Genomic DNA, 26,451 nt, shown 5'->3' with positions numbered 1-26,451 from the left:
AAGGAGATCACCGTGTTCAACGAATTTAGATCACGCAAGGCTGTTTCCAAGTCGAATGTGTTGACACTGGAACGGCCAATCGAAACGCCCCCAAAGGCTAAGATGGCTCCTGAACCTGTGGATACTGACCTGCAAGCGCATCTGGAACTTAAAAGCCGCTTGCACAGCGAGCTTCTTGACCGGCTCAACCTGTCTGTCATCGACAAGGTCGAACGGTCTGAACTGAAACGCCAGATCGCGTCCCTGGTAACCGGTCTTGTCGAGGCTGAAAATCTGCACATGCGGTCAGAGGCTTTCTCGGCTCTGGTTGACGAACTCATTCACGAAGTCATGGGATTGGGGCCGTTGGAGCCGCTGCTGGAAGACCCGACCATCAACGACATTCTCGTCAATTCGTATGACCAGGTTTACGTCGAACGCTTTGGACTTCTGGAGCAATCTACCGTCCGTTTCCGCGACGAGCGTCACCTTTTGCGGATTATCGACAAGATCGTCAGCAAAGTTGGTCGGCGCATCGACGAGTCCCAACCCTGGGTAGATGCGCGATTGGAAGATGGCAGCCGCGTCAACGCGATTATTCGACCGTGTTCCGTCGATGGACCGGCTTTGTCGATCCGTAAGTTCTCGCGCAACCCTTTGACAATTAAAAGGCTTGTCGATCAGGAAAGCATGAATGACCAGGCGGCGAAGCTACTCGAGGCGCTTGTGGAGGCACGTCTGAACATTCTGATTTCCGGCGGCACCGGGACCGGCAAAACGACCATGCTGAACGCCGTTTCATCGTTTATTGATGGCAAGCAGCGCATCGTAACCATCGAGGACGCCGCCGAACTTCAGCTTCAGCAAGACCACGTTGTTAGACTGGAAACCCGACCCCCAAACGCTGAAGGTCAGGGCGTAATCACTCAACGTGATCTGGTCCGCAACGCCCTGAGGATGCGTCCCGATCGCATCATCGTCGGTGAGGTTCGTGGCTCAGAATGCTTTGACATGCTTCAGGCCATGAACACAGGACATGACGGGTCGATGACGACCGTTCATGCGAACTCGGCCCGCGATGCGCTTAGCAGGGTCGAACAAATGGTCACGATGCTCGGCGCTGACTTGCCGGTCAGAACCATCCGGTCACAAATCGCTTCGGCTATTCAGATCGTACTCCAGCTCAGCCGCCTCAGCGACGGTACCCGCAGGGTCGTCAGCATTTCGGAAATAACCGGCATGGAAGACGACACGATTACTATGCAGGACATTTTTGTCTTCAAACGCCGTGGCAAGTCCGAGAGCGGGGAGGTTCTGGGTGAGTTCCTGCCCACCGGCATTCGACCGAAATGCTTCGACCAACTGGTTGCGGCTGGGGTCGATGTAGACACCAACATGTTTATTCATGGGGCCAATTCATCATGATAGACCTACAGCCAAATACACTGAATATTCTGATCTATATTTCGATTTTCCTTGGCGTATTGCTGGTTTACGAAGGCGTTCAGCAGTTTTTTCTGCGCAAGGAAACATCCAGAGAGGCCAGAAACCGCCGCATGAAAATGATCCAGGGCGGAGCTTCGACCGATCAGGTTTTGCAATTGCTGCGTGACCCCGCGATGTCTGCTACTGGTGAAAATCCCGGAGTTATCGCCCGCTTTCGTCGCCTGCTTGTACAGGCCGGAGTGACGATCAGCCCGATTTCAGTCGTTTTTGCCGTCGCTTTCTTTGCCGCGGTGCTCTTTGTTGCCGCGTCCCGCTATCTTGCACCGGAGCTTGCTTTGGCATTGAGCGCCATTCTCGCCACGGCACTACCGTTAATCGCGTTGGTCGCTATGAAAGATGCCCGATCCAACAAGCTCACAAAACAGCTTCCGGATGCTTTGGATCTGATGGCCCGCGGTCTCAAGGTTGGTCATCCCGTAGCCGTAACGGTCGGGAATGTGGCGACGGACCTTCCGGATCCAATCGGTTCGGAATTTGGCATTATTCAAGACCAGATCAACTACGGCGATGACGTTGCAACAGCGTTTCAGGATTTTTCGAAACGCGTGGGAACCGAGGATGCTAATTACCTTGCGGTCAGCATCGGCATTCAGCACGGGACCGGCGGTAATCTTGCTCGGATACTGGGCATTCTTTCTCAGGTAATCAGAGACCGTCAAACCATGCAGAAGAAAATCAAGGCGATCTCTGCCGAGGGTCGTTTGAGTGGTCTTATTCTCACGATCCTGCCGGTGTTTATCTACCTCTCGATCGAGCTTTCAACGCCTTCGTTTTACGGCGATGTCCGAAACGATCCGCTGTTTCCCTATTTCGCATACATGATCATCGGCCTGATCCTCGCGCAGGGGCTCATTCTGAGACGGCTCGTCAAGTTTAAGTTCTGACCGGGAGTGGAAAAATGGAATATTTTCAAGATTTTCTGGGTGACCAAAATCTGCCCCTGCAGTATCTTTTGCTGGGCGCTATTGCTGTAAGTATATTTTTTGTGGTCCTTGGGGTCTCTGGCATGGCCGCAAGCGATGACACGGCTGCACGCCGCATGCGTGTTGGGTCGATATCGCGGGGGCACGGGGCGGATTTTGACCTTATTCAAGGGGATAACAGTGATCCGCACGGGCTACTCAAGGCATTTGTACCCACGTCCAAACGTGAACGTTCCAGAATCGGCAGGCTGCTGAAACAGGCTGGCGTTCAGCGCAAACATGCCATTCGTACTTTCTATTTGTTTCGCGTCGTCATGGGGTTCGTGCTGCCGACGGTATTCGTGCTGACCTTGGCGCTGCCGATAGAAACTCAGGTTCAGTTTCGGATCGCAAATCTCTTGCAGGGCATCACATGGGTGAACGCATTGCAGATTGTGACTGCTTTGATGGTGGCCGGGTTTTATGGCCCAGCCCTCTGGCTGCGATACCGGATAAAAAAACGCCGTCAGGCGATCGAACACAGCCTTCCGAATGCGTTGGACCTGTTACAAGTGGCGATTGAGGCCGGATTGGGATTTGACGCGGCGATGGTGCGTGTGTCGCACGAGATGGCGCACGCCGCACCGGAAATTTCTCAGGAGTTCACAATTCTCCAACTGGAACTGCAAGCCGGCAAGGAACGTCAGGCCGCCTTTATGGACATGGCGGAACGCGTCGGCATTGATGAGGTGAATTCGTTCGCAAACGCGTTCCTGCAATCCAATCAATACGGCACCAGCATATCTGCATCGTTGCGCAGATTTGCTACTGATATGCGATTGGATCGCGAGCTTCGCGCTCAAGAAAAAGCCAACCGTCTTCCGGTGCAAATGTCCGCCGTGATGGCCATATGCATGATGCCGGTATTATTGCTGATTTGCCTGGCGCCGATGATGATCCGCTGGATGAATATGTTTGGGTGATGGCCACCAGGCGGCTGAGAGATCGCTGCAGTGGTATTAGAATGCTGTCATTCTGCAACAGGCGAACTTCAACGCAGTTGTTAGATTTTTAAACGTTTTAAACTGAAGAGGCTGAGGATGTGGTGTTCTTCACCTACATTCTTGCCGGGATAGCGCTTCAGCTCAATCATCGTGGCTGATAGTTCAGAGATTGCGCAAACACCGACCGGAGTTGATTTTCGAGCAACCTCACCACAACGTCTGGGTATGTCTATCGCCTTAAAGTCAAGTCCCAGCCAATTAGCCATCTATATGACGTATTTGTCGGGGGACCTTGCCTTTTAACCGCCGTCGTTTGGTTGGCGGAACCCGCAGAAGCCCGGTGGAATTTCAGGGTTCTGATTAGAAACGCGGCCCTGACATTGTGAAGCAAATATCGAACTATCGAGTGATATAGTCTATTTCTCCGCGACTATAACCGTATGCGTCAAAATCGGATGAATAAAGCTCATTCACTAATTCGATGTGCGCATCGCTGTAAAATTCTTTCAACTGAGAGGTTGCACGGGTTGCCTTAAATCCTATTTCGTTTTGACTCGGAAAACCAAAATCTGCGCCCATCATGCGCAACGCAATTTCGGCGTCCTTGCCAAGGTTCTCGAACCGACCAAGAAAATCTATTTTGATTGTGGGGTATCTCAGAATATCTGATTGAGGGGCCCAATGTTCATCTTGCGCAATCCACGAATGCGACTGATTGGCCTTGATCCACTGAAGAAACGTCAGGAAATCAATGGGGCGTCCCTCGGAGTGGTTAAAACGGTCCAACACCTTTTGCGCAAACGAATTACGCTCGGAACTTTCACGAAAGTTAATGATATCATTATAAATTGAAACAAAAAAGTCGTTGCTGTTCGCGTTATTTTTATTCTTATTAATCCTGTCAATTTTATCCAGGTAAGCAGACAGAACACGTGAATATGGATTTCGTACAAATGCGATTTTTTGTACGTCATTGTCCATCAGTATTTTGGTGTCAGCTTCTGATGTGCGATCTAAAAATCTGAATCCGGATTTCTTCCTGTCATGTGCTATTTGTTTGTTTTCATAATCTGAGTGCCCTTGCAGCCTTCGGATCAATACTTTCCAGTTTGTACAAGCGACTTTTGGAACATACCCAAAAACAATATTCTGTTCTTCCAAGAATATGAAGTTTTCAAAAGTTCTCTTTTTTACGTTTTGTTTTTTTTCAATCGGCGTCATTGTCAATGTTCTCGCTCCATATGGGCGTTGTGTCGTGAACCTGAAACTATTTTATCTTTAGCATGCGTTTGCTTCGTCGCTGGAACCGCCAAAGATCTCCCCAATAAGAATAACGCCAGGGTGAACGAAGCGCTATTTTCCACCATGCACGGCGTTCCTGAAGAATCTTAGTCTCATATTCTCTCTTTGAGTATCGCTTGGGGAGGGCCAAATAGATTTGTGGCGTTGTATCTTCGGAAGCACCGGAACCAACGGACACAACAGGACTTGGGGACGCACTGGGGAAGCCTGGTTTTATCAAGTTGCTCATTTGAAGAGCAGAAAGGCCTCTTAGGTTTTCCTCAAGGATTGAGGGGTGAACGAAGTCAACAACCGAACCGACGCAGCCAGCCTCGGCGTCCATCGAAAAGCCGTCGAAACCATTTCTTGTGAAGACTACCGTGCTTTGCAAGCTTTCCCAATCGTTACAGTTATTGTGCCAGATCTTTGGCCGTATCGCATCCCGTAGCAGATATCCCTCCGCCAAGAATAGCATAGCCCAAAAACTTGGCCAGGAAATCAGCAAATCCTGGGATTCTTGTTCTGTTACCGGAACCGGAGAAAAGACAATTATATCTGCAACACTTGTAATCTGACTTACGCTTTGTTCGGCTTCGCTGAGGCTGGATGCGGGAATACCCCTCGTTGCGTGAACAATACGCAAACCACCACCTTCAGATTGTTGCTGAGCAGTTGATTGTATAAGCGTGTCGAAAGAAGTGCGTGTAACACGAGAAATGCCATTTTGCGCGTAAGCCTCGCACCATTTCGTCTGATGACGGCCCTCAAGGACAATAACTTCGTCTACTTGCTGCTTACACGCCGAAATCACCTGTTTAACTGCTAGGCTTTTTATTTCGTTTTCAGTCATAAGGATTTCTACGCTCTAGAAGGCAGTTTCGTGGGGGTAGAATTGCGCGGTTGTTCCATCAGGGACCACATCAAAAGTGCGTCCCTGACATTTCCAGCCTTTGGTTTTTTGACATCGAATGCGCAACTTCAGTAAAGGAACTCCAATTGCTTCCCAGCAATACCGGAGCACGGGAAAGCAAAATCATGTCCGCGAGAGCATACTTGAGTTGTGTTTCCGACCGGTCGAATACCGACCTGGAGAGGAAAGAAACGCGATCACCGTATTTGGAAGCAAACGCTTCGTAGGTTTCTGAATTGTCCGAGGCCAGAAAAATCGTTGAGTTTTCCGTATCTCCAAACAATTCCTCAAGGCGCTTAAAGAAATAGCCATAGTGGGATCTGCTTCGGGCGCGTCTGGCTATTTCGTCTTCAATTTTGGACCAGTCTCCCGCAACGTCACCATGAGGATCGGTGGCCGCTCCCCCATTCATTCGAATATGGGCGGCAACATCGTTCGGGCTCCTGACGGAATCAATCATTTCCTGGACATCGGCGCTTGGTTTTAACGTGTGCAAAAACTCACGTTCAATTTTGTGGTACGGCTGACCGCCCGTAAACTTGTACGCGGACTGGATGACAACATTTCGATTTGTCCGAGCCAATGTGTCGGGGGTAAAAGAATCTCTGAACGCCTTGTTCATCAGATCGACAGTCAGAGCATTTTCAGGATCTGTACTATTGTCGCTTTCGACTTCACCATCAAAATCAAACAAACTTTCGAAGCTGCAATCGCAGTGATCGTCTCGGATCCATCGGATTACGAGTTCACGGTCGTGAACGGTTGAAAATCCATATGCAGAAGTGATCGCTCGTAGTCGGTTTCCCAAACCATGCTGGGCATCGATTATGAGCTTAGGCTTGCGAGTATTGTGCCCCAAGGGCACTGAAACTTCACCATCCTCTTCCTCTGGATGCAGTGAAATTTGGCCGGTTACCACGATAGCGTCTTTTAGCGGGCGGGTTAACAGCGCGTAGTCCAGCGCCTCGGAGGTCGAAGTGATTACGACACCATCAAAGACTTGATGGATCGCCGCGAAAGCTGCTTCGGTACGCTCCTTTCGCGTCCCGATAAGGGAAGTATCCACGCCAAAAGGGGAACTCCGCCTTAATCTCAGGATATCATCAGACTCGCCGAGCAAAAGAAAACTTGCCATCGGGTAGGTGGAGTCCCAGGGCGCTGACGACGATTCCAGTATTCTGTTTAAGTGGATCCAAAACTGGGGGAGAGCTTGTACTTCGTCCCAACCGCAAACCGGTTTACCTTTGAAACGATCGACGCGTCGAATGTCGGTGTGATCTATATGGCGGATTGTGTCAGGGTCGACATCGACTCTTTGCACACCCGCTTTGGTCAAGCGTTCGTACAGGTCGTCATCATCCCAACCGTAGGTAACAATACGTTCGTTGAACCCGTTTACGCCGAGGAGTTCTTTGCGGCCAACAACGAAGAACCCATTGACGTGGCTTTGCCCTTCCTTCGCCAGCCTCCAGTTTCCGGCGATAAATTGCCCTTCGCCAACAGGGTTTTGACGAAAGAAAGAGCCGTCGAGAATCACGTCGCTATCGACTTTGACAATCGTGTCGTTGGTCGCAGCCCTGAAGCCCAGATTATACGCATGGGAAAGAACCCATGCCCCTTCGTCTTCGACGCGAAGTATGCGAATTCTCGGATCGAATATGCCCGCTTCACTGAGGGAAATCTCGACGGGAACTTCGGAGCTCCAATCCACGATGATAAGTTCGTTTATTTCCTGGTGAGCCAGCCAGGACGGAATGGCTTGTACAAGGTGGTCGTTCCGGTTCATGCAGCAGGAAACAAGTGAAATACCGAACTGGACGTTGCCCTCCGGTTGGAATTCCTTAGCGCTCATTTCAAATTTCGGAAGCTTGTTCCAAAGCTCCGGGTGGTTCATCACTTCATTATAAATGGATGAGACGGTCGCAGGTGATTTGGAGTTCCTTAACGAGAGTTGAGTTCTTACGAAGCTGCGAAATTTGTCGCCGGATTGAATCGCCTTTGACTCATCTTTGGAAGCTATTGTCGTGCAAAGATCCGTGGCTATATCTTTGAAAGGTTTCACTCAATTTCTTTCTGATTCAAAGCGGGCTCAAAAAGCTGCAGCTATCCGTATTTTCGTGCCGTTGAAGCCCATAGGTTGCGACCTGCTTGCTCCGGTTTATTGTTCCAACACCGGAGGAGATTGGGTTTTTCGGCTAAATCTGCCAAGGATTTCACCTCATTAGCATGAATTCAGAAAAACACAGCTCCGGTGCAGAGATCAATGTATGAAGCACCCGTCGAAAGAAGTGTCAAGCTAATAGTAGACCGCGTGAGCGGTCTTTTTCCGACGTGTCACTGACATCCCGGAAATGAGGTTTTCACCTGACTTTTCGGCATCGGTTTGTTGGTGCGATGAAACGTCGGTTCACCTTCTGGCCTTCCTGACATTTCAGCGTTGCGGGTTGCCTAATTCCGTACTTTTTCCGCTGGCAGGAAGACCAGGATGAAAGAACCTTCGACGATGATCATTATGCAATCGCACCCGCAAAACACTCGAGCGCCCAGAAAGCGGCGATGATCGAAATTGACACGCCAATTGGCCGTTCTTTCTGCATTTGAGCGTGGGATTGGAATGGATGCTGACTAATTTAGCGGCTATGCCGGTGCGGCTCAGGCGCTTGCGACGCTTACGGTCATCACCCCTCTCTCGGATTCCAAAACCGATTATGCCACTGCGGCGATGGAGTTCGCGAGCGAAGCCGTGCGATTGGCACAGGATCAGGCCTGGAGCCAATCCGCCAAAAGCTGGGTGTCATTCGCAGCCCGCGATTATCAAGCCGCCTTGATGCTCGGGCGGTGCGGCGTACAACTTGATCCAAATGACGGGGCGGTTCTTGATCTCATGGGGGCGGTGGCGCCGTTCTTTGGTGAAATCGAAGAGGCGGTTGACCAGTTTGAAGCGGCCAAACAATTTGACGATCCCCTGAACGCTCCTTCACTGGGCTATGCGACCGCGGCACTTTCAGCTTTTGGGCGAGAGCATGAGGCACGGGCAAAACTTGCAGAACTCGAACGCGCGTGGCCGGAAGCGCCAAATGAAATTATGCTCAAAAGCATACACAGTGACGATGCCCACGCCGACGAAGTAATTAGTGAATTGGTGCTTCTGGGTTGGACGAGCACTTCTCCGCAGGCCAGTTCCAACCCTTAGCGCCATGAATTAAATATTGACGCATTCGCTGATCTCGGGCACTCAATCCCCCGATGGTCCCCTATGGTGCGCCCAAGGGATGAAAAGGGAATACGGTGCGGTTTGCCTGTTGGCGCCAAGTCCGTAACTGCCCCCGCAACTGTAAGCGGTGAGCAACGCCAAACAACCACTGGTCTGACGGACCGGGAAGGATGGCCAAGCAACGACCCGCAAGTCAGGAGACCTGCCATCATGTGTTCAACCAACCCGGGGCGGGGCGTCCTGGAAGGAGGCTTTGATGGCACGTCTGATACGTGTTTACAAGATCGGCACCTTCTGTCCGCGCTTAAGGTCAAGCGGAGCGGGCAATGCCAGAAGCACCTGACCATCTTCTTCTGATCTGTTCGACCTGTAGTGGCGCATTGCCAGCCGATACCATGCGCAGCGCGTTGATCGGCAAGCTGCCTGCGGGGTTTGCTATCCGTACCGCTGACTGCATGGCGGGCTGCGCACAGCCAACGACCGTCGGGTTTCAGGCCATCGGCAAAGCACAGTACTTGTTCGGCGACATTCAGACCCAGCAAGAGGTGGAAGCTCTCGCCGAATTCGCGCACCAATATTGCGACAGTGCGGACGGGTGGACCAACGCCACCGACCGGCCGCGCCCGCTTTTCACAAAAACTCTGTCCCGTTTGCCTCGAATTCAATTGGAGGAGCCTTCATGACGACCTCTGCTTTCCTCATCGCGCGTGACCTTGAATATTATGCGCTCAGCGGTGACGTCCTGTTGCAGGCCGCGTCCTTCGAGCTTGAAGAAGGGGCCATCCTTGCAATTGCCGGGCCGAACGGAGCGGGGAAAACAACGCTGCTGAACCTTTTGTGCGGAACGGCTGAGCCCGTGCTCGGCGACGTACTGGTCAACGGGCGTTGCCTGAAACACATGCCTGCCAAAGAGCGTGCCCGCATGATCGCCGTCGTCAGCCAGCAAGAGCTTCCGGATGGCAGGCTATTTTTGAAGGATTACGTGGCCTTGGGTCAGATCCCGATTTGGGCTGACCGTTCAGCGGATGAACACGCCAGGGAACTTAACAGAATTCTGGACCTGACCGGCCTCGGCGCACTGGCAGACAAGCGGATGGCGGTGTTGTCCGGGGGCGAGCGGCAACGCGCGCATATTGCTCGGGCGCTGGCGCAGAATCCCTCTCTGTTGTTTCTGGACGAACCCACCAATCATCTCGACCCGGATGCCAAGGGGCGGATGCTGTCCTTAGTCGCCGAGTTGGGAATCACGGTGGTGATGATCGTCCACGATCTGGTGATGATCCCTGAATTTGCCACCCACGTAGCACTGATGAAATCCACGCGGCTCACAGGCTTCGGTCGTGTTACCGAGGTGCTGACTCCAGAACGGGTCCGCGACACTTTTGGCGTCGATTACTTGTGCTTTCACCATGAAGGCCGCGTGATTCCGGCGCTGGATATCCGAAGAACCAAAGTCTCAACATACCCCAAGGAGCATTCCTGAATGAAACACATCTGGTCCGTGGCACTGGTCACAACCATGGCAACCGGCGCCGCCGCGCATGAGGTCACAGTCGACAACTGCGGTGAGCCGCTGGTGTTTAAATCCCAGCCCGAGCGGCTGGTCATACACGACATGAACATGACCGACATGGCCTTTGCGCTGGGTCTGCAAGACAAAATCGTTGGCCTGACCGGCATCACCGGCTGGTACAAGACCATCCCGGAATTCGACATGCTGCGCGGTGATATCCCCGAGATTGCGCCAAAATACCCCACGGTTGAAAACCTTGTTGCGGTCGAGCCCGACCTGTTCTTTGCAGGCTGGTATTACGGGATGAAACCCGGTGGGGACGTAACTCCGGATACGCTGGAACCCTTCGGCATCAAGACCATGGTTCTGACCGAAAGCTGCGTGCATTTGGACAAGGATCGCCCCGAAGCGAGCATGGATTTGCTGTTTGACGACGTTCTGCGGCTGGGCAAGGTCATGCATGTCGAGGACAAAGCCGAGGCGCTGGTTACGGGCTGGAAAAATGAGCTTACCGCGATTGAGGCTCAAACGGCCGACCTGCCCAAGCCGCGCGTCTTCCTGCTGGACGGTCCGGCGGATGCGCCCTTTACGGCGGGCAAGTTCGCCATTCCCGACGCGATGATTGCCGCCGCAGGCGGTGAGAACGTCACCCACGACATGGACACAAGCTGGGGCCGTACCTCGTGGGAGGCGGTCGCTGCCGCGAACCCGGAATTCCTCGTTCTGCTGGACTACCAGACCGGAAACGGCGCAGCGGATACGTTCAAGTTCCTGCAGGAGCACCCGGTGATGTCGCAGACCGATGCCGTGAAAAACAAACGTTGGATTGGTCTTCGGTACGAGGAGCTGACCCCCGGACCGGCAAATATTGAGGCGATCTCGAAAATGGCACGGGCCATGCATCCGGGCCTTAGCTGATATGGGCCGACTGGGCCTGACACTTATACTGGGGGCGGCCATTCTGGCCGCCCTCTTGCTGGTTTCGACCATCTACGGAACCACGTCCATTCCGGTCTCTGAGACGGTAATTGCTGTCTTGCTGGGCACCGGATTGAGCGACGGAGACATGTCGCCCCTACATCGGATCGTGTTCGACCTGCGCCTGCCGCGAGCGCTATTCGCTGCCGTGATCGGAGCCGGGTTGGGTATCGTCGGTGTTGTCCTGCAAACCACAACACGCAACGATCTGGCCGACCCGTTCCTGTTCGGCCTTTCCTCGGGTGCAGCTGCGGGCGCCGTGTTCGTAATTACAGTGACCGGAGACATTCTGGGTTTCTGGACCCTGCCTCTTGCCGCGTTCTGCGGCGGGCTTGTGGCGTCGGGCATCGTGCTGGCACTGGTCCACGGCCTGCGCGCAAGCGCGCCCGAGAAACTGATCCTTTCCGGGCTTGCGGTTTCGTTCCTGTTCTCGGCCATCACCAACTATCTGATTTTCGCAGGTGACAGCCGCGCCGCACATTCGGTCATCTTCTGGATGCTGGGCGGTCTGGGTCTGGCCCGGTGGGAGACGTTTCCTTTGGTCTGCGCCGGGTTGCTTCTGATCCTGATCTATTCGCGCTATCGTAGCCGCTGGCTGGATGCGCTGCTGACCGGAGACCTGACCGCCTCGACACTGGGCGTGCCCGTGAAAGGGTTGCGGTTCAGCATGTTCTTCACCGCTGCCCTCGCTACGGCGGTGTTCGTTTCGGTGGCGGGGGTGATTGGCTTTGTCGGTCTGATGGTGCCCCACATTGCCCGCGGGATCGCAGGGCCATTGCACCGCCAGCTGTTGCCGACCGCAGCGATCGTGGGCGCGGTGTTGCTGACCGGTTCGGACATCGTCAGCCGGTTATTGCTTGCGCCGCAGGAACTGCCTGTTGGGATCATCACCACATCCATCGGCTCGGTGTTCGTGTTCCTGTTGCTGTTCCGAACAGCACGGCCGAAACGATAGGAAAGCACCAAAACGGGGCTGGTGCCGGATAAAGTTTGGCCAGCGCCAATGGTCTGAAAAAAAGTGGGTACAAACGAAGAGTTTTGCGGAATAGTGCCGGAGATGCCGTTTGCTTTGGCAAATCGGTAAGGATCGGCAGACGTCGCGTTATCCAGATCTTCGGCGCGACCAGGGAGAACGGGAATGGCATTGGAACTCAAGGAAATGTGCAGCGGGTTGGGTTTTCCCGAAGGCCCGGTTGCGATGAACGACGGTTCGGTCCTGTTCGTTGACATCAAGGAACAGACGCTGGCGCGCCTTTCGCCGGACGGAGACGTCAGTGTTGTGGCGGAAATTCCCGGCGGACCCAATGGTGTTGCAATTGGCCCGGATGGGGCGGCCTATGTCTGCAACAACGGCGGCGTCTACAGCTTTGTGCCGTTCGGCCCCGAGAAGATCACCGTTCCGGCTCCGATACGGCCGAACTATAAGGGCGGTTCCGTCCACCGCATCGATTTGAAAACGGGCGCTGTGACGCAGTTGTACGACTCGTACGAAGGCAAACGTCTGATTGCGCCGGATGATCTGGTGTTCGACAAGTCCGGCGGCTTCTGGTTCACCGACACGGGGATCGAAGATGATGAGTCCACTCGCTATGGTGGTCTCTACTACGCCTCGATCGACGGCAAAACTCTGATCAAAGCCGCTACAATTCCCATGCCTAACGGGGTCGGCTTGTCACCGGATGGCAAGACTGTTTACGTCTCGGACACTGTGTTCGGGCGGCTCTGGGCGATGGAGATTACGGGGCCGGGACAAGTCAAACCTGGACCAATTCCGGGAATGCCGGGTAATGTCGTGCAAACTTTGCCGGGGTATCAGTGGCTGGACAGCCTCAAGGTCGAAGCGGACGGGCGAGTCTGCGTTGGCACGATATTTAATGGCGGGATCACAGTGTTCAATCTTGATGGCACGAATGAGCACGTGAACGTTCCGGATCTTTTCACAACGAATATGTGCTTTGGTGGCAGCGATATGCGCGATTTATGGATCACTGCGTCGAGCACCGGCAAAATCTACAAGACCAGATGGCCTCGCCCGGGGTTGAAACTGGAGTTTAATTCCTGACCCGGTATGGGCCCGTTTAGGGACCACTATCTGACCATATGCGCGCCCAGCGTGACATTTTGGCTGCCATTTGAATGTGCCTTACGGGCTTATTAACCGCAAATACTGGCGGTACGGCCTGCCGTGATGTAAACCCCTTGTTCATATGGGGGATACTACGGATATAACTGTGCGGCAGTCGGCGGATCCGGGGCAAAGGCGCCAGGTGTCTGTCTTGTTTGCCGATATGGTCGGCTATACCGCAATTGTCGCGCGGCTGGAGGAAGAAAAAGCGCTGGAATTTGTGCGCATGGTCTACGACACGCTTGTCCGTGTGGTCGAAGACAATGGCGGAACAGTGCGCGATTTTGCCGGCGACAGTATAATGGCGTTGTTCGGAATACCCGAGGCGCTTGAGGACCCGGCATTGCGCGCTTGCCGCACCGCGCTGGCAATTCACGCAGCGTTCAAATCAGCCGCGACAGATTTTGACACCCGTTTCGGTGTACGCCCCGAAATGCGCGTTGGAATAAGTTCCGGTACAGTCCTGATGGCAGCGGTGCAAGGGAAGGATGGTCCGACAACCGCTGTGGGCAATACAGTGAATCTGGCGGCGCGTCTTGAGAACCTTGCGCAGTCAGGGGGCAGCCTGATTTGCGATACCACACGCAGTCTGGTCGAATGGACTGCTGAGTTGAGCTTTTTCGGCGAGCATTCGATCAAGGGTTTGCCCGGTCCACAAAAACTGTGGCAATTGCAGGCAGTCCCCGACGACGCGACCCGGTTCGGCGCCTCGGTCGCGCAGGGGTTGAGCGATCATGTCGGTCGTAGGGATGAGTTGGTCGCAATGTCTGCGGCGCTTGCCCGGTCCAAATCCGCGCGCTCAGTCGTAGATTTGGTGGCTGAACCAGGGTTGGGCAAAACGCGCCTGGTATTCGAGTTTCTTCACCAGTTGCCGTCTGACGATGTGGCGGTACTGACAGGATACTGTTTTGCGGATGGTCAGCAGGTGCCGTTCCTGCCCTTCCTGGAGATAATTCGGAAGTCCTTTTTAATCAGCAACGCGGACAATCTATTGCGTGTCCAGGCGAAACTGGAAGCAGGCCTTAAAAAGTCTGGGCTGTTTACGCAAGTGAACCTGGGCCTGATGATGAATCTGCTGGGGATCAAGCCGCCCGAGGGGTCACTGGACGGATTGGATGGCGTTCTGGTCGGATTGCGCGTCCGCGAGCTTCTGGCGGATTTGCTAAAAATAAAGTGCGCGCACGACCGGGTGGCTTTGTTGATCGAAGACAGCCACTGGATCGACAGCGCATCCGAAAGTCTGCTAGCGAATATGATCGAAGATTCCGACCTTTCGAACCTGCTGATCATTCAGACGCGACGGCCGGAATATGTACCGGGCTGGCTGGGTGAAACCGGCGTGACGACCATAGCGCTGAGGCCATTGTGCGTAGAAGATTTCGCCGATTTGGCGCAGAGCCGTCTTGGCGTGACCGAATTGCCGGATGGGCTGGCAGAACAATTGACCGATCGCGCCGGTGGCAACCCACTCTTTGGCGAAGAAATTCTGGGATTTTTGCTGGATCAGGGGGCATTGCGCGTCGACGGCAGCAAGGCGCATTTCGAAGCGGAAATGAGTGAAAGTGGGTTGCCCCTTACAATGCGCAGCCTGCTTACAGCCAGAATTGAACGCCTTGAGCCCGAAGATCGCGAAGTATTGCAGGCAGCCGCTGTGATGGGACGCCGATTTGATCCCGGACTATTGTCTCAGGTTGTCGAAAACGCCGATGAGATCGGCGCGGTTCTTCAAAGATTGCAGGCGCAGGATGTGCTGTATCGCGAAAGTAACTCGGCAGACTACATCTTCAAACACGTACTGTTGCGGGATTCGGTTTATCAGAGCCTTGTATTGTCGCGGCGTTCCGAATTGCATCTGGCAATCGCTGACGCTCTGGTTCTGCGCAACGCAAACCGTTTGCAGGAGGCGGCTGAAGCGCTGGCGTTCCACTACGGGCAAACGGACCGCACCGATCAGGCATTTCGGTACAGTGCAATGGCCGGGGACAAGAGCCTGGGTGTTTATTCGCTGGACGAAGCCAATCGATACTTTGTTGCGGCGCTGGAATTGTACCAAAGCGACCCGGGCTGTGCCACGAACGAACAGTTCGCGGCGTTCATGGCCAGCTTTGCGCTGTGCGCCAACATCTCGATGCGCGTCAAAACGATCATTGAACTGGCAGGTACAGTGCGTCCGATCCTGCAAAAAGTAGGCGACACCCGGGACCACGCCCTGTTCCTGCACCACTATGTTTCATGTTTGGTGTGCAACGGCAGATACCACGAGGCGCATTGGGTGCAGCAGGAACTGACCGAAATGGCCGAGCGTCTGAAGGACCCCGCCTCCACGGCCTATGCCATGGTCAACGAACTGTCGGTTTCCATCTATCATTCTCCGATCGCGAATGAGCGGTTTGAGGCGAAAAAACGTGAGATCGAGGCTGCTCTGAAAAAGATCGACGATGCGTATATCCACAACTTTTATCTGGCGACGGTCGGGTGGAACGAACTGACCCGTGGCCGGGTGGCGCGAGCGCATGCAGCATCGGACCAGATGATTGCCCTTGGCAAATCCAAGAACGACCCGCGTGCGATGGGCTATGGAACCGCGATGAAAGCGCTGATTGCAATGGTCACGGATGACCATGAGTTGGCGCTGTCGATGGCCGAAAAGGCGCGCGAAGCATCGCAAGCCGAATTCGAACTGGCCATTGCCGAGGCAGCCAGAGTCAGCGCCATGGTTCCGCTGGAGAAGCCGGGCGCGATTGAGGTTGTTCAGAGGCACATCAAAGATTGCACTGAAAAAGGCTGGGCTTTGTTTGCCTTTGGTCCTGCAGCGATGCTGGGCGTGGCTTACGCTTTGAATGGTCAGGTCACAGCCGGATTGCGTCAGATTGAAGAGGCCATTCAGAAACGAACGGACCAAGGCACCCTTGTTTCGGCAGACTGGGCCCGGTTGTTCCTGTGCGAGATGTATCTGAGCATTCTGACCGGCGAAGGGGGTGGGTCGATAAAGGTTTTGATCAAAAACCTCAGGTCTATTGTTTGGGTCATGCTCTTTGGCGAGAAACGCTTGATCGCGATGATCGAGACGGTCCGCAAAAATCCTCAGTTCGATGAAAAAGGTCATTACATCGCACGTTGCGACATGATGATGGGGTTGCTCTACAAGGCGAAGAAAAAGAAGTCACGGGCCAGGGACTATCTGACCAAAGCCCGCGTTGTCGTCGAAGCCGCCGGGCGGTCGCCGATGCTTGCACGCATCGACGCGGCGCTGGCCGAGCTTGCTTAATCAGACAGTTCAGACAGGTATTTGATCGCCGTCAGGCTGGGCAGGAATGTATAAGCCCCGCCGCGTGTATTGATCAGGCGTGGAAAGCCGTGCAGGCGGATGGACTCTCCGTCCGGCAGCGACATGTCGAACCAGCTGGTTTCCGGTGTGTTCGCGCCCAGCAGCGGGTCGTTTGCGCCGGTGATCCGAGGATCTTGCAGGCCAAGGTTTATCCAGTCGCACATCACCGCCTCGAACTGCGCGCCGATATTTGCGCCGATGAAACTGCCAAGCAGCCCGCGTTCTTCGGTATCGGGGTTTTGAGGATCAAAGTCCGGGCCATAGGACATTCCCCGGCGCACCAACCGCCGTGTGTAATTCGCAATACGCTGAACGATCGGGCCGCCCCGGGGGTTGCCGCGCCTCAGGTGTGATCCGGCAGGGCAACGAGATACGTGTGTATAATCGAAATTGGTCAGTGAGACCTCTTGCTCGGGCCATTGCGCATCCGGCGACAGCTCGTAAGGGATACCATTGCGCCAACGCCCGCACATCTGCGCGGCGACGACTTCGCGCAGCGCACCGTGCATATCCAGCCCCTTGCCGATTAGGTCCAGATTGTTGGGGTCAACCAGCTGCTCGCGTTTGGGATGTTCCATCAAGGCGTCGGCGGCCTGGTCCAGATAAGCCTCGAACCCGGCCGCATCCTGAGCCAGAATACGAAAGGCGTTGAACGAGCCGTTGAACCCAAGTGCATGGGGTGTGGGGACGCGGAACAAAACGCCATCTTGCTTGGTCGGATAACCCAACAGTGCGGTTCCGAGCGGGTCGATGGGTTCATCCACGCCTTCCTGCTCCGGGTCGTAAACCTGTTCAAAGCGCGGCTGCGAAATCCCGTCGACATAGCCGAAAAACACCTTGCCCTCGGGCAGGTTCCGCCCGTTCCGCACACCCAGAACGGTGAAGGCCTCGGCGACCTGTTGTTCGACCATGTCGAGTTGATCGGCGATATCGGAATGAATGGACGCGATCAGATGCACACGGTCCGGTCGATCAAACGGGGCGGGCCATTTTTCGGGCGCGCTGTCGCCGAAATCCCCCAGTTTCATAGCGCGCATTGTCATGCCTTGCGCGAATTCGGTGGGAAAGGTTTTCAGATGCTCTGGCGGTGTGCCCAGGGCCCGCAGACCCTCATAGGTAATACCGATGTTGAAGCAGAAGGGCGGTTTGATGTCCCACAACTCGCCGGGTGTAATTGCGGGGACGGTGTCGCTGCCACCGTCGACCGCAGAACCCAAAAACCGTCGCGCCGCGGCACGGTCGGTGACTTCGAGGATCAAGTGGCGCACCAGATCGCGGCGATACCCCCGCAGAATGTTGCCCTGAATGTCGGCGAGATCGAGTTTCGTATTCACCAGCCCTGTCCGAATTTTTGGCGCACTTGCGCGGCTGAAACTCCGGGATAGGCACGATAGCCCCCCCCAAGCGAAATGTTGCGATTTGCATGCAGTTGCAGCACGAATTCACGCGGAAGCGACGCCAGCATATGCGGCGGTTGGTTTGGTGGCAGTCCCTTGGCCGCATCCTGCAGACCGAACAGGTCGGTCGGGAAATCAGCGGCCTGAAACAGGTCATGCGCTTGCACCCAGTCAATGAACTCTTCCACATTGTGCTCGGTCGGGATCAGGTGTTCGGCACCGTCCACCAGCGAGATGACATCGTTGAAGACACTACCGATTGTTGTGATGAAATCGCGAATATAGTTGCTGAAATCCCCGTCATAGACCGAGATCATGCAGATGTTGTTGTCGATCAGCAGAAACCGCGCAAAATGCACCGTGCCGACATTATCGAGCCCGGCAAATATCTCGTCTACGTTCTGCGCGACGGCCAGCGTTGCTCGCGCGCGCCCAGCTGGTGAGGGATCTTTCAGCGGCATGATCAGGTTCATCATGCGCTGCACATTCTCGCTGGGTTGGGGCGAGGGGCGTGGGCCGCCCGGCAGCTTTGGCTTGGGATCGCGCCAGATCCAATAGGGCACGACGACGTATCGAGACAGGAACTTGAACCAACCACGTTCCGGCAGGCTGTTGACGTAGCTATTGAACCAGCTGTTCCGGCTTGTCATGAACTTAACCTTCCGAGAAAGGGCAGGGGGAACCGCCGCGCCATTCGCTTGAGATTTTGTATGAGGCGATACGCACCTTCAGCACCGGATCGTCCGAAGCCTCGATGCCATCGGTGAGCAGACCCGGATTGAAGCTGAGCTTTTCACATTGCGCGAACTGGTCTTCGGGCACGGCGTTAAGTGTCAGTGTTCCCATCATGATCCGCTTCCGGTGCGGCGGCCACGGGCGGGACGAGTTGCCGAAATCGTCGCCAACTTCACCAATCGTCATCATCAGGGAAAATCGCGCAGGTTCCTTGGCCAGCCGCGCCCTCAACTCGGCCCGCAGATAGTCATCGTCCGGCGTTTTCGTCGGATCGGTCCTGAGGACACCTGCAATCGGCTGCCACGAAAACCGTACCCAGCGGCGCGTGCCGTCTGATCCGGTAACAACGAAGGTATGCACCGCATGATAGGCCGCGCGGACATAGCTGGTTGGGGCGCCGATTTGGGCAGCCTGCAGTATTCCCAATTGAGAATAGGCGTTGTTGTCCGCGAACCCGATAGCGCCTTCATCCGGGCTGATGGTTTCACCCGGATATGGGTCACGCTTTGGCAGCATCAATTGCAGGTAGTTTAGGATTTTTTGCCAGGGGGTCTCGGCCTCATACGGTTTGGGTCTGGCCGCTTCGGCGAATTCCAGAAAGGTCTCGGGTGTTGGGGCAAAGAACTCGGGCAGGGTCATTGCGATCAGATCGGTATCGGTACTATCGGACAGGTGAAACCGTACCGCCATTCCGCGCACGTCCGACCAACCGTCATGCACGATGGCACAACCCGATCCGTTCGAGAACCGCACGATTACATCCGTCTTTTCCGCGTTGAAATGATCGGCGGCGCAAAAATTGCGGGCAATCGGAGAAGGTTTAAAATACCCTGTCGCGCTGATGCCGATTGTGTGCACGGGGCGCATGGTGGGATCACCGTCTGGGCGATGCAACACCTCCACCAGCTTCTCGGCGATGCCGGGATCGCTCATACCTCTCCCCCTTTTTCAGTCGTTGAAAACTCGCTGAAAATTCCGCGTTAACCATAAGCGTTGCGCGTTCAAAGGCAACAGAAACGACGACTGGGTTGCGTTGAAACTGTCGGTAAGAGCTCGGAATGCACCCAGAGATCACCAGCCGCGCACCATTTTGACGGCATTTGCCCAGAACTCGCTTTGCTTGCTGGTCTGAAAGGCCTCTTCCATCAACCTGTAGGAGTCCGGTTTGTGCGTCGCCAGCCCCACGACTTTGGGAAGCGGAGGATTGATGCGTACAAGCCGGTCTTTCAAAACCAGATGTGCCATCCAGTATTGGTTCTCGGCTGACGTAGTCAGCAGCAATTCAATCAAAGCACCTTTCGGGGCATTCGACGTGACGCCGAACCATTTCAGCAGGCCCCAGCCATCGGGGTCCTTGATCATCGCCTCTGAAATGTCCGTTGGCTGCTGACCGGTGCCGATGGACAGCGCCTCAATATCCTCAAGCCCTTTCGCCCGATCTGCGGCGATGGCAACGTTGATTCCGTTCATCACCGGGTTGTTGGCAAAGGTTCCGCCATCGGCAAAATACCCGTAATCTTCGCCCCCCGCCGTGATCAGGTGCGGCGGAAAATAAGAAGGCGCGGCGGAACTCGCCATCGCGACGTCCAGCAGCTTGACCGCCTCCATATTCAGCCAGGATTCATGTTCGAGGTACTGGTTCGTGATCGTGAACGGGGCCCACCCGACCTTGTCGTTGCGGTGCAAGCAGACCGTATTGACAGCCAGAACCACGTCGGACGAAAGTGAGCCGATGGTTCGATCCGCAACTAGCGACAAGCCAATTCGTTCAAGCCCCGAGGCGTTGTATTGCGAGGCCGTGATGCCCGGGCCGCCCCCAAGCTTGAATCGACGCAGAATGTTATCCAGAGCCCGATCCAGCAAGCCACGTTCGTTCTCCTGAAAGATAAGGTCGGCATCGCCCCTGTAATGCGCAGCCAACTCGCCAATCAGCACAGCCATATCCTTGCCCTGTGTCCGGCCATCCGCCAGCGCAACGGCGATCAGACCGCCGGTTGACGTGCCCGCAAAACCGTCCGCCTTGTCCAAAAATCCGGTCTCTTCGTGAAGGCTCTGAAGGATAAGGCAGGTCAGATATCCCCTGATCCCGCCCCCGTCGCAGGAAACCAACTTAAATGCCATTCGATGCGCCTCATGTTATCGCCCGCAGCGTGGCGGCTGGCCGTCAACCCGGAATCAGACCGATCGCTGCGTGTATTTCTGCGATGCCCATCATGAGGAAAACCTGCCGTTCTGCAAGAACACGTCACTAGTGAAAGTGGTTCGCTCTGAATGTCTTAGGCAGAGGTTTTTCTTTCCTGACTGCGGTGGCTGAAAATCAGCTGATTCGATTGGAATTCCGACCGGAAATCTGCTGCTCTGCCAGACAGCGCACGATAGAACTTCTGCAAACCGGGTTCGATAGGATACACCATCGCAACGCAGTCCTCACATAAATCTTCAATTTTTCTTTGCGACTGGCGGTCCCGGATCGCCGACACCAGGTCCGTGTGAGTTGCCTCAAGCTTTTGGAATGCGGCGGTTTCAAGCAGATCCCGGTTGCCAACCAGAACGTAAACCGCTTCGAGCTCGGCTTTTCCTTTGAGGTCGACAAACCCGGCCTCAAGCATGGCCATATCGTGTTTCGTTTTCTCATAAACCGAACTGGAAACAAGGATGTCGTAATTGACATGGCGGCAGCTTTGTTCGATCCGCGCAGCGACATTTACGACATCACCAATTACGGTGTAATTGAAACGGCGCCTTGAACCAATGTTGCCAACGCAGGCCTGACCGGTGGCACACCCCGTCGCAAGTGCGATTGGCGGTCGGCCCTGCATCACATCCGAGGCGTTGAAGTCTACCAGTGCCCGGCGCATCAACAGAGCCGCCTGCGCCGCGCGGCACGGGTGGTCCTTGACCGGCAGCGGTGCGTTCCAAAAAGCCATCACAGCGTCGCCGATGAATTTGTCGATCGTCCCTCTTTCGTGCAAAATCTGATCACCAACCTTCGAAAACAACTCGTTCAGCAGGGCCACAAGATCGGTTGCGGAAACGGACTCGGACAATGGGGTAAATCCCCGGATATCAGAGAACATCACGGTGATTTCCTGAGTTTCCCCACCCAGTTGCAATTGGTGGCCCGATCCTTCCATTTCGTCCAGAATTTCAGGCGCGACGTAGTGCGAGAAAACCTGCCGGATTACGCGTTTTTCGCGCTCGGTCGAAATGAACAGATATCCGGCAAGCAGGCCAAAATTGGCCATCCCTCCCATTAACGGAAAGGTCACATCGAATAGGACAAGCTGGTTCCGGAATGCCAGCCAGCTGATCCCAAGAACGACCGCTGCCGACACCCCGCCCGCCACAAATGATGCGACCGCCCCAAACCTTGCCATGACGGCTGTGACCACTATCCCGAGGATGATAAAGGACAACAGTTCAAGCGCCGCTGTTACATCCGATCGGCTCAGCATCTCATTCGTCAATATCTGTTCGAGAATTTGCGCATGGATCGACACACCCGGAACAGACTCACCCAGAGCGGTCTGATGCATATCGAACAGCCCGGCGGCCGATGTGCCGACCAGAATAATCCGGCCTTCAATTTCAGCACGCAGGTCCGGATTCTCCTGTTGCTGCATGACATCGTCAGCCGAAAGGTAGAGATCCGGGTTTTCGCGCCTGTACCTGACCCAGATTTCACCATTTTCCGTGGTAGGCAATCGAAAACCCCCAATCTCGACGGCCAGCATAATTCCTGCTTCGTCCGGGGCGCCCTCGATCAGAATGATGGGCTCGCCCAAAGCGACCCTGAGCGCTTCGATGCTCAGGCTTGGCAATGCCCCATCCGGTCCGCCCCACAGGACGGGCACACGGCGCACAATCCCCATCCCTCCGAGAGGCGAGACATTGACCCCTCCTAAACCGGCCGCACTTCGGTCCAGTGGCGGCGCGGGTGGCGTCCAATGTGGGACAGTGACCAATCCGGCGGTTGGTTTTTCACCAATTTCAATGAGACCGGCCAGGGGGGTTATTTGTCTTCCCTCGCGGGAAAGTCGCGCAGCAGCTCCCAGAACGACAGGCCAATTGGCAATTTCCGACCCGAATACCACGTCATTGTCCCTTTTTTGAGCACGACGCTCTAACGACAACACATCGGCAAGGGTCGGGTCGTTCAACAGTCGCGACGGGGAAAACCTGTCCGGCTCAACAAACAGCATATCAAACGCGATGGCAGCAGCGCCGTATTCGCCCAGGTTTTTTACCATCTGCGCCAGTAAGGTTCTGGGCCAGGGCCATTGCCCCCAATTCGACAGTGACCTTTCATCTATATCCACAACCCGTATCGGAAGCTCCGGGTTGTATTCACGCGGCGATAAGCGCTGGAGAATGTCGAAGTAAATAAGTCGGGTCATCCGCACCGGATAGGGATCCAGCACCCTGACAAAGCACCCAAAGATGATCAGTCCCAGGCCGACAAACTGAAAGGCACGCCGTCGACCTGTTTTTTCTTTGGGCTTTCCGATCACGTTAGCCTCCGAACGGTGGGGTCAGCTGTATCTGGAGGCGTCAACCGCTGGCTGTTGCTGCGGCCCGCCCGCCTGATCGGATATCGCGCAGAGGGGCGTGTAGTTATCAATTGCCGCTGCCGCCACCATTGCCGCCGCTGCCGCCGCTACCAGCGCCGCCGCCAAAGTTGCCTCCGTTGCCGCCGCCTATCGTGCCACCGCTTCCATTTGCGCCACCACCGCTGACGTTGCCAATGTTTCCGCCGTTGCCGTTTCCGCTGCTGCCGCCGCTGCCGATGTTGCCGCCGTTACCGCTTCCGCTGCCGGTGTTCCCCCCAATGTTTCCACCATTACCACGCCCAACGGCTGGAGGCTCAGGGGCGGGCGGCTCAGCGGTGGGCGTTTCAGGGGTCGATGGGTCACTCTGGGGAGCGGACGCCGCGGTGCTCTGAACGCCGCTTCGTTCAGACCGCGGGGGATCGGGTACTCGTGCGTCCGACTGTTGCGGCGGCAATGGAAGGGATTCTGCTCCGCATCCTCCGAAATCCACCTGCAGAGGAGCCAGCAGTCTTTCCTGTGACTGAACAAAAGGAAAGCCGTTCATCAGCGCTTTTTCATATTGCTCCTGGTCCACAGGGCGCCCGATACCGCCGGATTGCGTCGTTGCAAACAAGGTGCATTGACGTCCGGTCGACTGGCAGCTTCCACTCAGGCTACACATTTCCACCCGGCCTTCCAGAACCAGCATCGCACTCTGAGTGCCGGGGACGACCCACATGTCAAAGGTGGTACCCCGTACGGCCATTGTCGCGGACGGTGTCTGAATGGAATAAACCCGCTTTTTGCTCTTGCCGGAAATAAACCGAAAACTGCCGCCCAGCGCCTGAACTGCAAAGGTCTTGGCCTTTTTGTTGCCGCGCAACATCGTCACATCCAGCGTCATTTGTGCGTTTGGACCAATTGCGATCTTCGTTTCATCAACGAATACCAGCTGAACAACCCCGTTGCTGTCGGTCGAAATAGAATCTCCCGATGCAACTTCCATACCTACACGCAATTGCTGTGATTTCCCCGCACGTGTGACCTCTGCGCCTTGTTGGACGCCAATAACAGTACCGATATTGGCGGACAGCTGTGACGGCAGAATCACCAAGCACCAAGCAATACAAATCAACTTTAACCAGGCCAAACCTTACTTCCCTTCCCCCAAAGGTATGTAATGAGCGCGACGAGCTCCTTGCCTGGTTTATGCCTCTTGATATGCGAGTTTTTGAATGATTGGCATTAAATCTATGCAAATATGCATTAAACCTTGCGCGTTTGGCAAGTTTTCTATGCGAAACCCGCGGGAGCTAACCCTTATGACGGGTTTTGCGGCCTCGGCAAACTACTTGGGTCACTGACCGAGGCAGAGCGCAGATAACCTGTGTGCCGGCCAATAGTGCTTTTGGTGTTGTTGCAGATGTGATGGGTCTGAGAAAAATGTCAGCGGTGTCGAAAATCGCCTTGTATCCGGGTGACAGGCAAGGATATACCGGCCAGCGGAGACGTGGCCGAGTGGTCGAAGGCGCTCCCCTGCTAAGGGCCGCGCCAGTTCCGAAAATCCCATAAAAAACAAAGCGTTACGAGAGATCGACACCGGGCTTGCACCCGTTTTGCACCGCTCCGGTGCAGGGTCGTTCTTGTCCCGTTACTTCCATCGATCTCCGGCGAGAATTTTACCTGCAGGTCTGACCCGGCTTTGAGGTATTGTGTAAGTAATTTCGCACGACTTGCGCCCACCCCTTGTAACATTGTGTATATAATTACACATATATATCGAGCGAAACAGTAAGATGATCATCAAGAAGCTCCTCGTGCAGGGTTTCACGCAGGTGTCTCAGAAAGCTCCACACGTGAAGCTGAGCAAAGGGGACCGAACGGTGATTATTCCACTCCCCAAGCGGGACCTGCCACTCGGCACCGCCCGCAACGAAGCAAAGCAGGCAGGCTAGTACTGAACCAGACTGCGGGTAACCAAAAATCTAAGGGTTCTTGTTGGTTTGGCTAGGTAAAAAACAATAAAAGTACCGGAAACTGGAAATCGAAACTGAAAGACTGAATTCCCAAAGGTGTCCATAATCATGCATTATTTCGCGATCGTCCAACACGATCCCGGCTCTGCCTATGGCGTGAGTTTTCCCGACGTGCCGGACTGTTTTGCCGCCGCCGATGAGGCAGCCGATATATCCAAACATGCCATTGCGGCTTTAGACGACTATTTCGCGGATCTGGATGAGGTGCCGGTGCCGCGCGATATCGAGGAGATTCGTGCCGAAGTGTCGGACGTTCTGGCCGAAGGGGCCTATATTCTCTCAGTGCCATATATTCCGCGCGATACGATCAAGGTGCGCAAAAACGTAAGTGTCGAGCGCGGTCTCTGGGACGCAGCCGAGCAAGCGGCATCGGAAGTCACAAACGGCAATGTATCGGCCTTTCTGGAGCTCGCTGTCCGCAACGAGATCCTGATCCGTCAGGGCCAGGTTGTACCCGCTGGCATGGTGCGTCGCGCCTATCGACAAACTTCTGAGCTCTGATCCAGCCCGCCTGTCACCAGATCTCCGATCAATGATTCAAACCCCCGCGCCTGTTGCAGTCCGGCGCAGTTTTTTTCGTTTTCTACAGTCTCTAGGAGTAAATCCCACCCCTTCCGGCTGGTGTATATCTCGGGGTGAATAACGCTACCGGGAAACCCCTTAAGTCGCACGAATTGCAATTCGTTGCGCTAACGGCCCAGAGCCGACGTCCAGCGGCAGGTCGCGATGCTGCGGACGCAGCCCGCTTTTCGGACATTCACCGCAGGTGCAAAACTTCGAAGTCAGCGAACTCACGATTCGCGGACAAATCTGCCGTTTAAGGCATCCGTGCAATTGACCACTTTCGGACAGATGGTCAAAAGCGGGTATCTATGACTGCTAGCCGCCGAGGCTGTGTGAAATCCCTTGACACTTGGAAGTTTGGTGCAAAGACGCACACAATCGGTTTCTTCCTAGGCCTTCAGGATGCTGTGGTTGTCTTTTCATGTCCCGGCCTCTTAGAAGAGTTAGTGA

21 protein-coding genes and 1 riboswitch are annotated in these 26,451 nt (G+C 54.9%); of the genes, 12 read left to right on the top strand and 9 right to left on the bottom strand.

The features are described 5' to 3' along the window. Positions 1-12 precede the first annotated feature (12 nt). Genes GOX66_RS20125 through GOX66_RS20115 form a run of 3 tightly spaced genes read left to right on the top strand, consistent with a single transcriptional unit; the run spans position 13 to position 3,370 of the window. Complete coding sequence (locus GOX66_RS20125; RefSeq protein WP_336509507.1) at positions 13-1,404, top strand: TadA family conjugal transfer-associated ATPase; 1,392 nt, start codon at positions 13-15, stop codon at positions 1,402-1,404. Next, entirely contained in the window at positions 1,401-2,369 is a 969-nt protein-coding gene (locus tag GOX66_RS20120; protein ID WP_170764918.1) for a type II secretion system F family protein, read from the top strand. Before GOX66_RS20125 ends, GOX66_RS20120 begins: the two co-directional genes overlap by 4 nt. 14 nt (positions 2,370-2,383) lie before the next feature. Then, entirely contained in the window at positions 2,384-3,370 is a 987-nt protein-coding gene (locus GOX66_RS20115) for a type II secretion system F family protein (protein ID WP_170764915.1), read from the top strand. A 420-nt stretch (positions 3,371-3,790) separates the two neighbouring features. On the opposite strand, the gene GOX66_RS20110 is transcribed toward GOX66_RS20115, so the two are convergent. The 3 genes from GOX66_RS20110 to GOX66_RS20100 all read right to left on the bottom strand — a co-directional run bounded on the left by GOX66_RS20110 (position 3,791) and on the right by GOX66_RS20100 (position 7,644). Then, the gene (locus GOX66_RS20110) at positions 3,791-4,612 is read right to left on the bottom strand and encodes a sulfotransferase family protein (protein WP_170764913.1); all 822 of its coding nucleotides are present in this window, start codon (positions 4,610-4,612) and stop codon (positions 3,791-3,793) included. Positions 4,613-4,658: 46 nt separating this feature from the next. Continuing rightward, on the bottom strand, positions 4,659-5,522 hold the full coding sequence (locus GOX66_RS20105) for a hypothetical protein (protein ID WP_170764911.1): 864 nt from the start codon (positions 5,520-5,522) through the stop codon (positions 4,659-4,661). Between the two features lie 70 nt (positions 5,523-5,592). Further along, positions 5,593-7,644 carry a galactosyltransferase-related protein gene (locus GOX66_RS20100; RefSeq protein WP_170764909.1) on the bottom strand — a complete coding sequence of 684 codons (2,052 nt, stop codon included), beginning with the start codon at positions 7,642-7,644 and terminating at the stop codon, positions 5,593-5,595. Positions 7,645-8,331: 687 nt separating this feature from the next. On the opposite strand from GOX66_RS20100, the gene GOX66_RS20095 reads away from it, so the two are divergent. From GOX66_RS20095 to GOX66_RS20065, 7 genes are all read left to right on the top strand, one after another. After that, positions 8,332-8,775 carry a tetratricopeptide repeat protein gene (locus GOX66_RS20095; RefSeq protein WP_170764906.1) on the top strand — a complete coding sequence of 148 codons (444 nt, stop codon included), beginning with the start codon at positions 8,332-8,334 and terminating at the stop codon, positions 8,773-8,775. A gap of 37 nt (positions 8,776-8,812) precedes the next feature. Beyond that, positions 8,813-9,020: riboswitch (cobalamin riboswitch) on the top strand. Between the two features lie 102 nt (positions 9,021-9,122). After that, positions 9,123-9,479: a DUF1636 family protein gene (locus tag GOX66_RS20090; RefSeq protein ID WP_170764904.1), complete on the top strand. Its 357-nt coding sequence runs from the start codon at positions 9,123-9,125 to the stop codon at positions 9,477-9,479. Then, positions 9,476-10,279, top strand: coding sequence for an ABC transporter ATP-binding protein (locus GOX66_RS20085; protein ID WP_170764902.1), 804 nt, complete (start codon positions 9,476-9,478; stop codon positions 10,277-10,279). Before GOX66_RS20090 ends, GOX66_RS20085 begins: the two co-directional genes overlap by 4 nt. After that, positions 10,280-11,227, top strand: coding sequence for an ABC transporter substrate-binding protein (locus GOX66_RS20080; RefSeq protein ID WP_170764900.1), 948 nt, complete (start codon positions 10,280-10,282; stop codon positions 11,225-11,227). A gap of 1 nt (position 11,228) precedes the next feature. Beyond that, positions 11,229-12,242: a FecCD family ABC transporter permease gene (locus tag GOX66_RS20075; RefSeq protein ID WP_170764898.1), complete on the top strand. Its 1,014-nt coding sequence runs from the start codon at positions 11,229-11,231 to the stop codon at positions 12,240-12,242. A 183-nt stretch (positions 12,243-12,425) separates the two neighbouring features. After that, on the top strand, positions 12,426-13,349 hold the full coding sequence (locus tag GOX66_RS20070; protein ID WP_170764896.1) for an SMP-30/gluconolactonase/LRE family protein: 924 nt from the start codon (positions 12,426-12,428) through the stop codon (positions 13,347-13,349). Positions 13,350-13,554: 205 nt separating this feature from the next. Continuing rightward, a complete protein-coding gene (locus tag GOX66_RS20065; protein WP_170764894.1) occupies positions 13,555-16,680 on the top strand; it encodes an AAA family ATPase in 3,126 nt (1,041 codons plus the stop codon). On the opposite strand, the gene GOX66_RS20060 is transcribed toward GOX66_RS20065, so the two are convergent. The 6 genes from GOX66_RS20060 to GOX66_RS20035 all read right to left on the bottom strand — a co-directional run bounded on the left by GOX66_RS20060 (position 16,677) and on the right by GOX66_RS20035 (position 24,512). Further along, positions 16,677-18,074, bottom strand: coding sequence for a Dyp-type peroxidase (locus GOX66_RS20060; RefSeq protein ID WP_170764892.1), 1,398 nt, complete (start codon positions 18,072-18,074; stop codon positions 16,677-16,679). The two genes, GOX66_RS20065 and GOX66_RS20060, sit on opposite strands and share 4 nt — an antisense overlap. Next, positions 18,071-18,787: a hypothetical protein gene (locus GOX66_RS20055; protein ID WP_170764890.1), complete on the bottom strand. Its 717-nt coding sequence runs from the start codon at positions 18,785-18,787 to the stop codon at positions 18,071-18,073. Before GOX66_RS20055 ends, GOX66_RS20060 begins: the two co-directional genes overlap by 4 nt. Positions 18,788-18,791: 4 nt before the next feature. Next, positions 18,792-19,805, bottom strand: a complete 1,014-nt coding sequence (locus GOX66_RS20050; protein ID WP_170764888.1) for a catalase — start codon at positions 19,803-19,805, stop codon at positions 18,792-18,794. Between the two features lie 138 nt (positions 19,806-19,943). After that, entirely contained in the window at positions 19,944-20,993 is a 1,050-nt protein-coding gene (locus GOX66_RS20045) for a patatin-like phospholipase family protein (RefSeq protein ID WP_170764886.1), read from the bottom strand. A gap of 155 nt (positions 20,994-21,148) precedes the next feature. Further along, the gene (locus GOX66_RS20040; protein WP_170764884.1) at positions 21,149-23,383 is read right to left on the bottom strand and encodes a CHASE2 domain-containing protein; all 2,235 of its coding nucleotides are present in this window, start codon (positions 23,381-23,383) and stop codon (positions 21,149-21,151) included. Positions 23,384-23,489: 106 nt separating this feature from the next. Then, a complete protein-coding gene (locus GOX66_RS20035) occupies positions 23,490-24,512 on the bottom strand; it encodes a FecR family protein (protein ID WP_336509506.1) in 1,023 nt (340 codons plus the stop codon). A 685-nt stretch (positions 24,513-25,197) separates the two neighbouring features. On the opposite strand from GOX66_RS20035, the gene GOX66_RS20030 reads away from it, so the two are divergent. Continuing rightward, entirely contained in the window at positions 25,198-25,356 is a 159-nt protein-coding gene (locus GOX66_RS20030) for a type II toxin-antitoxin system HicA family toxin (protein ID WP_174822807.1), read from the top strand. A 129-nt stretch (positions 25,357-25,485) separates the two neighbouring features. Further along, a complete protein-coding gene (locus GOX66_RS20025) occupies positions 25,486-25,938 on the top strand; it encodes a type II toxin-antitoxin system HicB family antitoxin (RefSeq protein WP_170764882.1) in 453 nt (150 codons plus the stop codon). Positions 25,939-26,451 lie beyond the last annotated feature (513 nt).

Origin of the sequence: Ruegeria lacuscaerulensis (assembly GCF_013031245.1) — a bacterium.
Taxonomy (GTDB): domain Bacteria; phylum Pseudomonadota; class Alphaproteobacteria; order Rhodobacterales; family Rhodobacteraceae; genus Ruegeria; species Ruegeria lacuscaerulensis_C.
Note: the sequence above shows the minus strand (reverse complement) of the source record. Positions and strands in the feature narration are given on the sequence as shown.

Excerpts from the sequence above, each read along its gene's own strand:
- GOX66_RS20090 (WP_170764904.1), top strand. The coding sequence starts at position 9,123 with ATGCCAGAAGCACCTGACCATCTTCTTCTGATCTGTTCGACCTGTAGT.
- GOX66_RS20110 (WP_170764913.1), bottom strand. The coding sequence starts at position 4,612 with ATGACGCCGATTGAAAAAAAACAAAACGTAAAAAAGAGAACTTTTGAA.
- GOX66_RS20075 (WP_170764898.1), top strand. The coding sequence starts at position 11,229 with ATGGGCCGACTGGGCCTGACACTTATACTGGGGGCGGCCATTCTGGCC.
- GOX66_RS20085 (WP_170764902.1), top strand. The coding sequence starts at position 9,476 with ATGACGACCTCTGCTTTCCTCATCGCGCGTGACCTTGAATATTATGCG.
- GOX66_RS20030 (WP_174822807.1), top strand. The coding sequence starts at position 25,198 with ATGATCATCAAGAAGCTCCTCGTGCAGGGTTTCACGCAGGTGTCTCAG.
- GOX66_RS20050 (WP_170764888.1), bottom strand. The coding sequence starts at position 19,805 with ATGAGCGATCCCGGCATCGCCGAGAAGCTGGTGGAGGTGTTGCATCGC.
- GOX66_RS20120 (WP_170764918.1), top strand. The coding sequence starts at position 1,401 with ATGATAGACCTACAGCCAAATACACTGAATATTCTGATCTATATTTCG.
- GOX66_RS20115 (WP_170764915.1), top strand. The coding sequence starts at position 2,384 with ATGGAATATTTTCAAGATTTTCTGGGTGACCAAAATCTGCCCCTGCAG.
- GOX66_RS20055 (WP_170764890.1), bottom strand. The coding sequence starts at position 18,787 with ATGACAAGCCGGAACAGCTGGTTCAATAGCTACGTCAACAGCCTGCCG.
- GOX66_RS20105 (WP_170764911.1), bottom strand. The coding sequence starts at position 5,522 with ATGACTGAAAACGAAATAAAAAGCCTAGCAGTTAAACAGGTGATTTCG.
- GOX66_RS20070 (WP_170764896.1), top strand. The coding sequence starts at position 12,426 with ATGGCATTGGAACTCAAGGAAATGTGCAGCGGGTTGGGTTTTCCCGAA.
- GOX66_RS20080 (WP_170764900.1), top strand. The coding sequence starts at position 10,280 with ATGAAACACATCTGGTCCGTGGCACTGGTCACAACCATGGCAACCGGC.
- GOX66_RS20025 (WP_170764882.1), top strand. The coding sequence starts at position 25,486 with ATGCATTATTTCGCGATCGTCCAACACGATCCCGGCTCTGCCTATGGC.
- GOX66_RS20045 (WP_170764886.1), bottom strand. The coding sequence starts at position 20,993 with ATGGCATTTAAGTTGGTTTCCTGCGACGGGGGCGGGATCAGGGGATAT.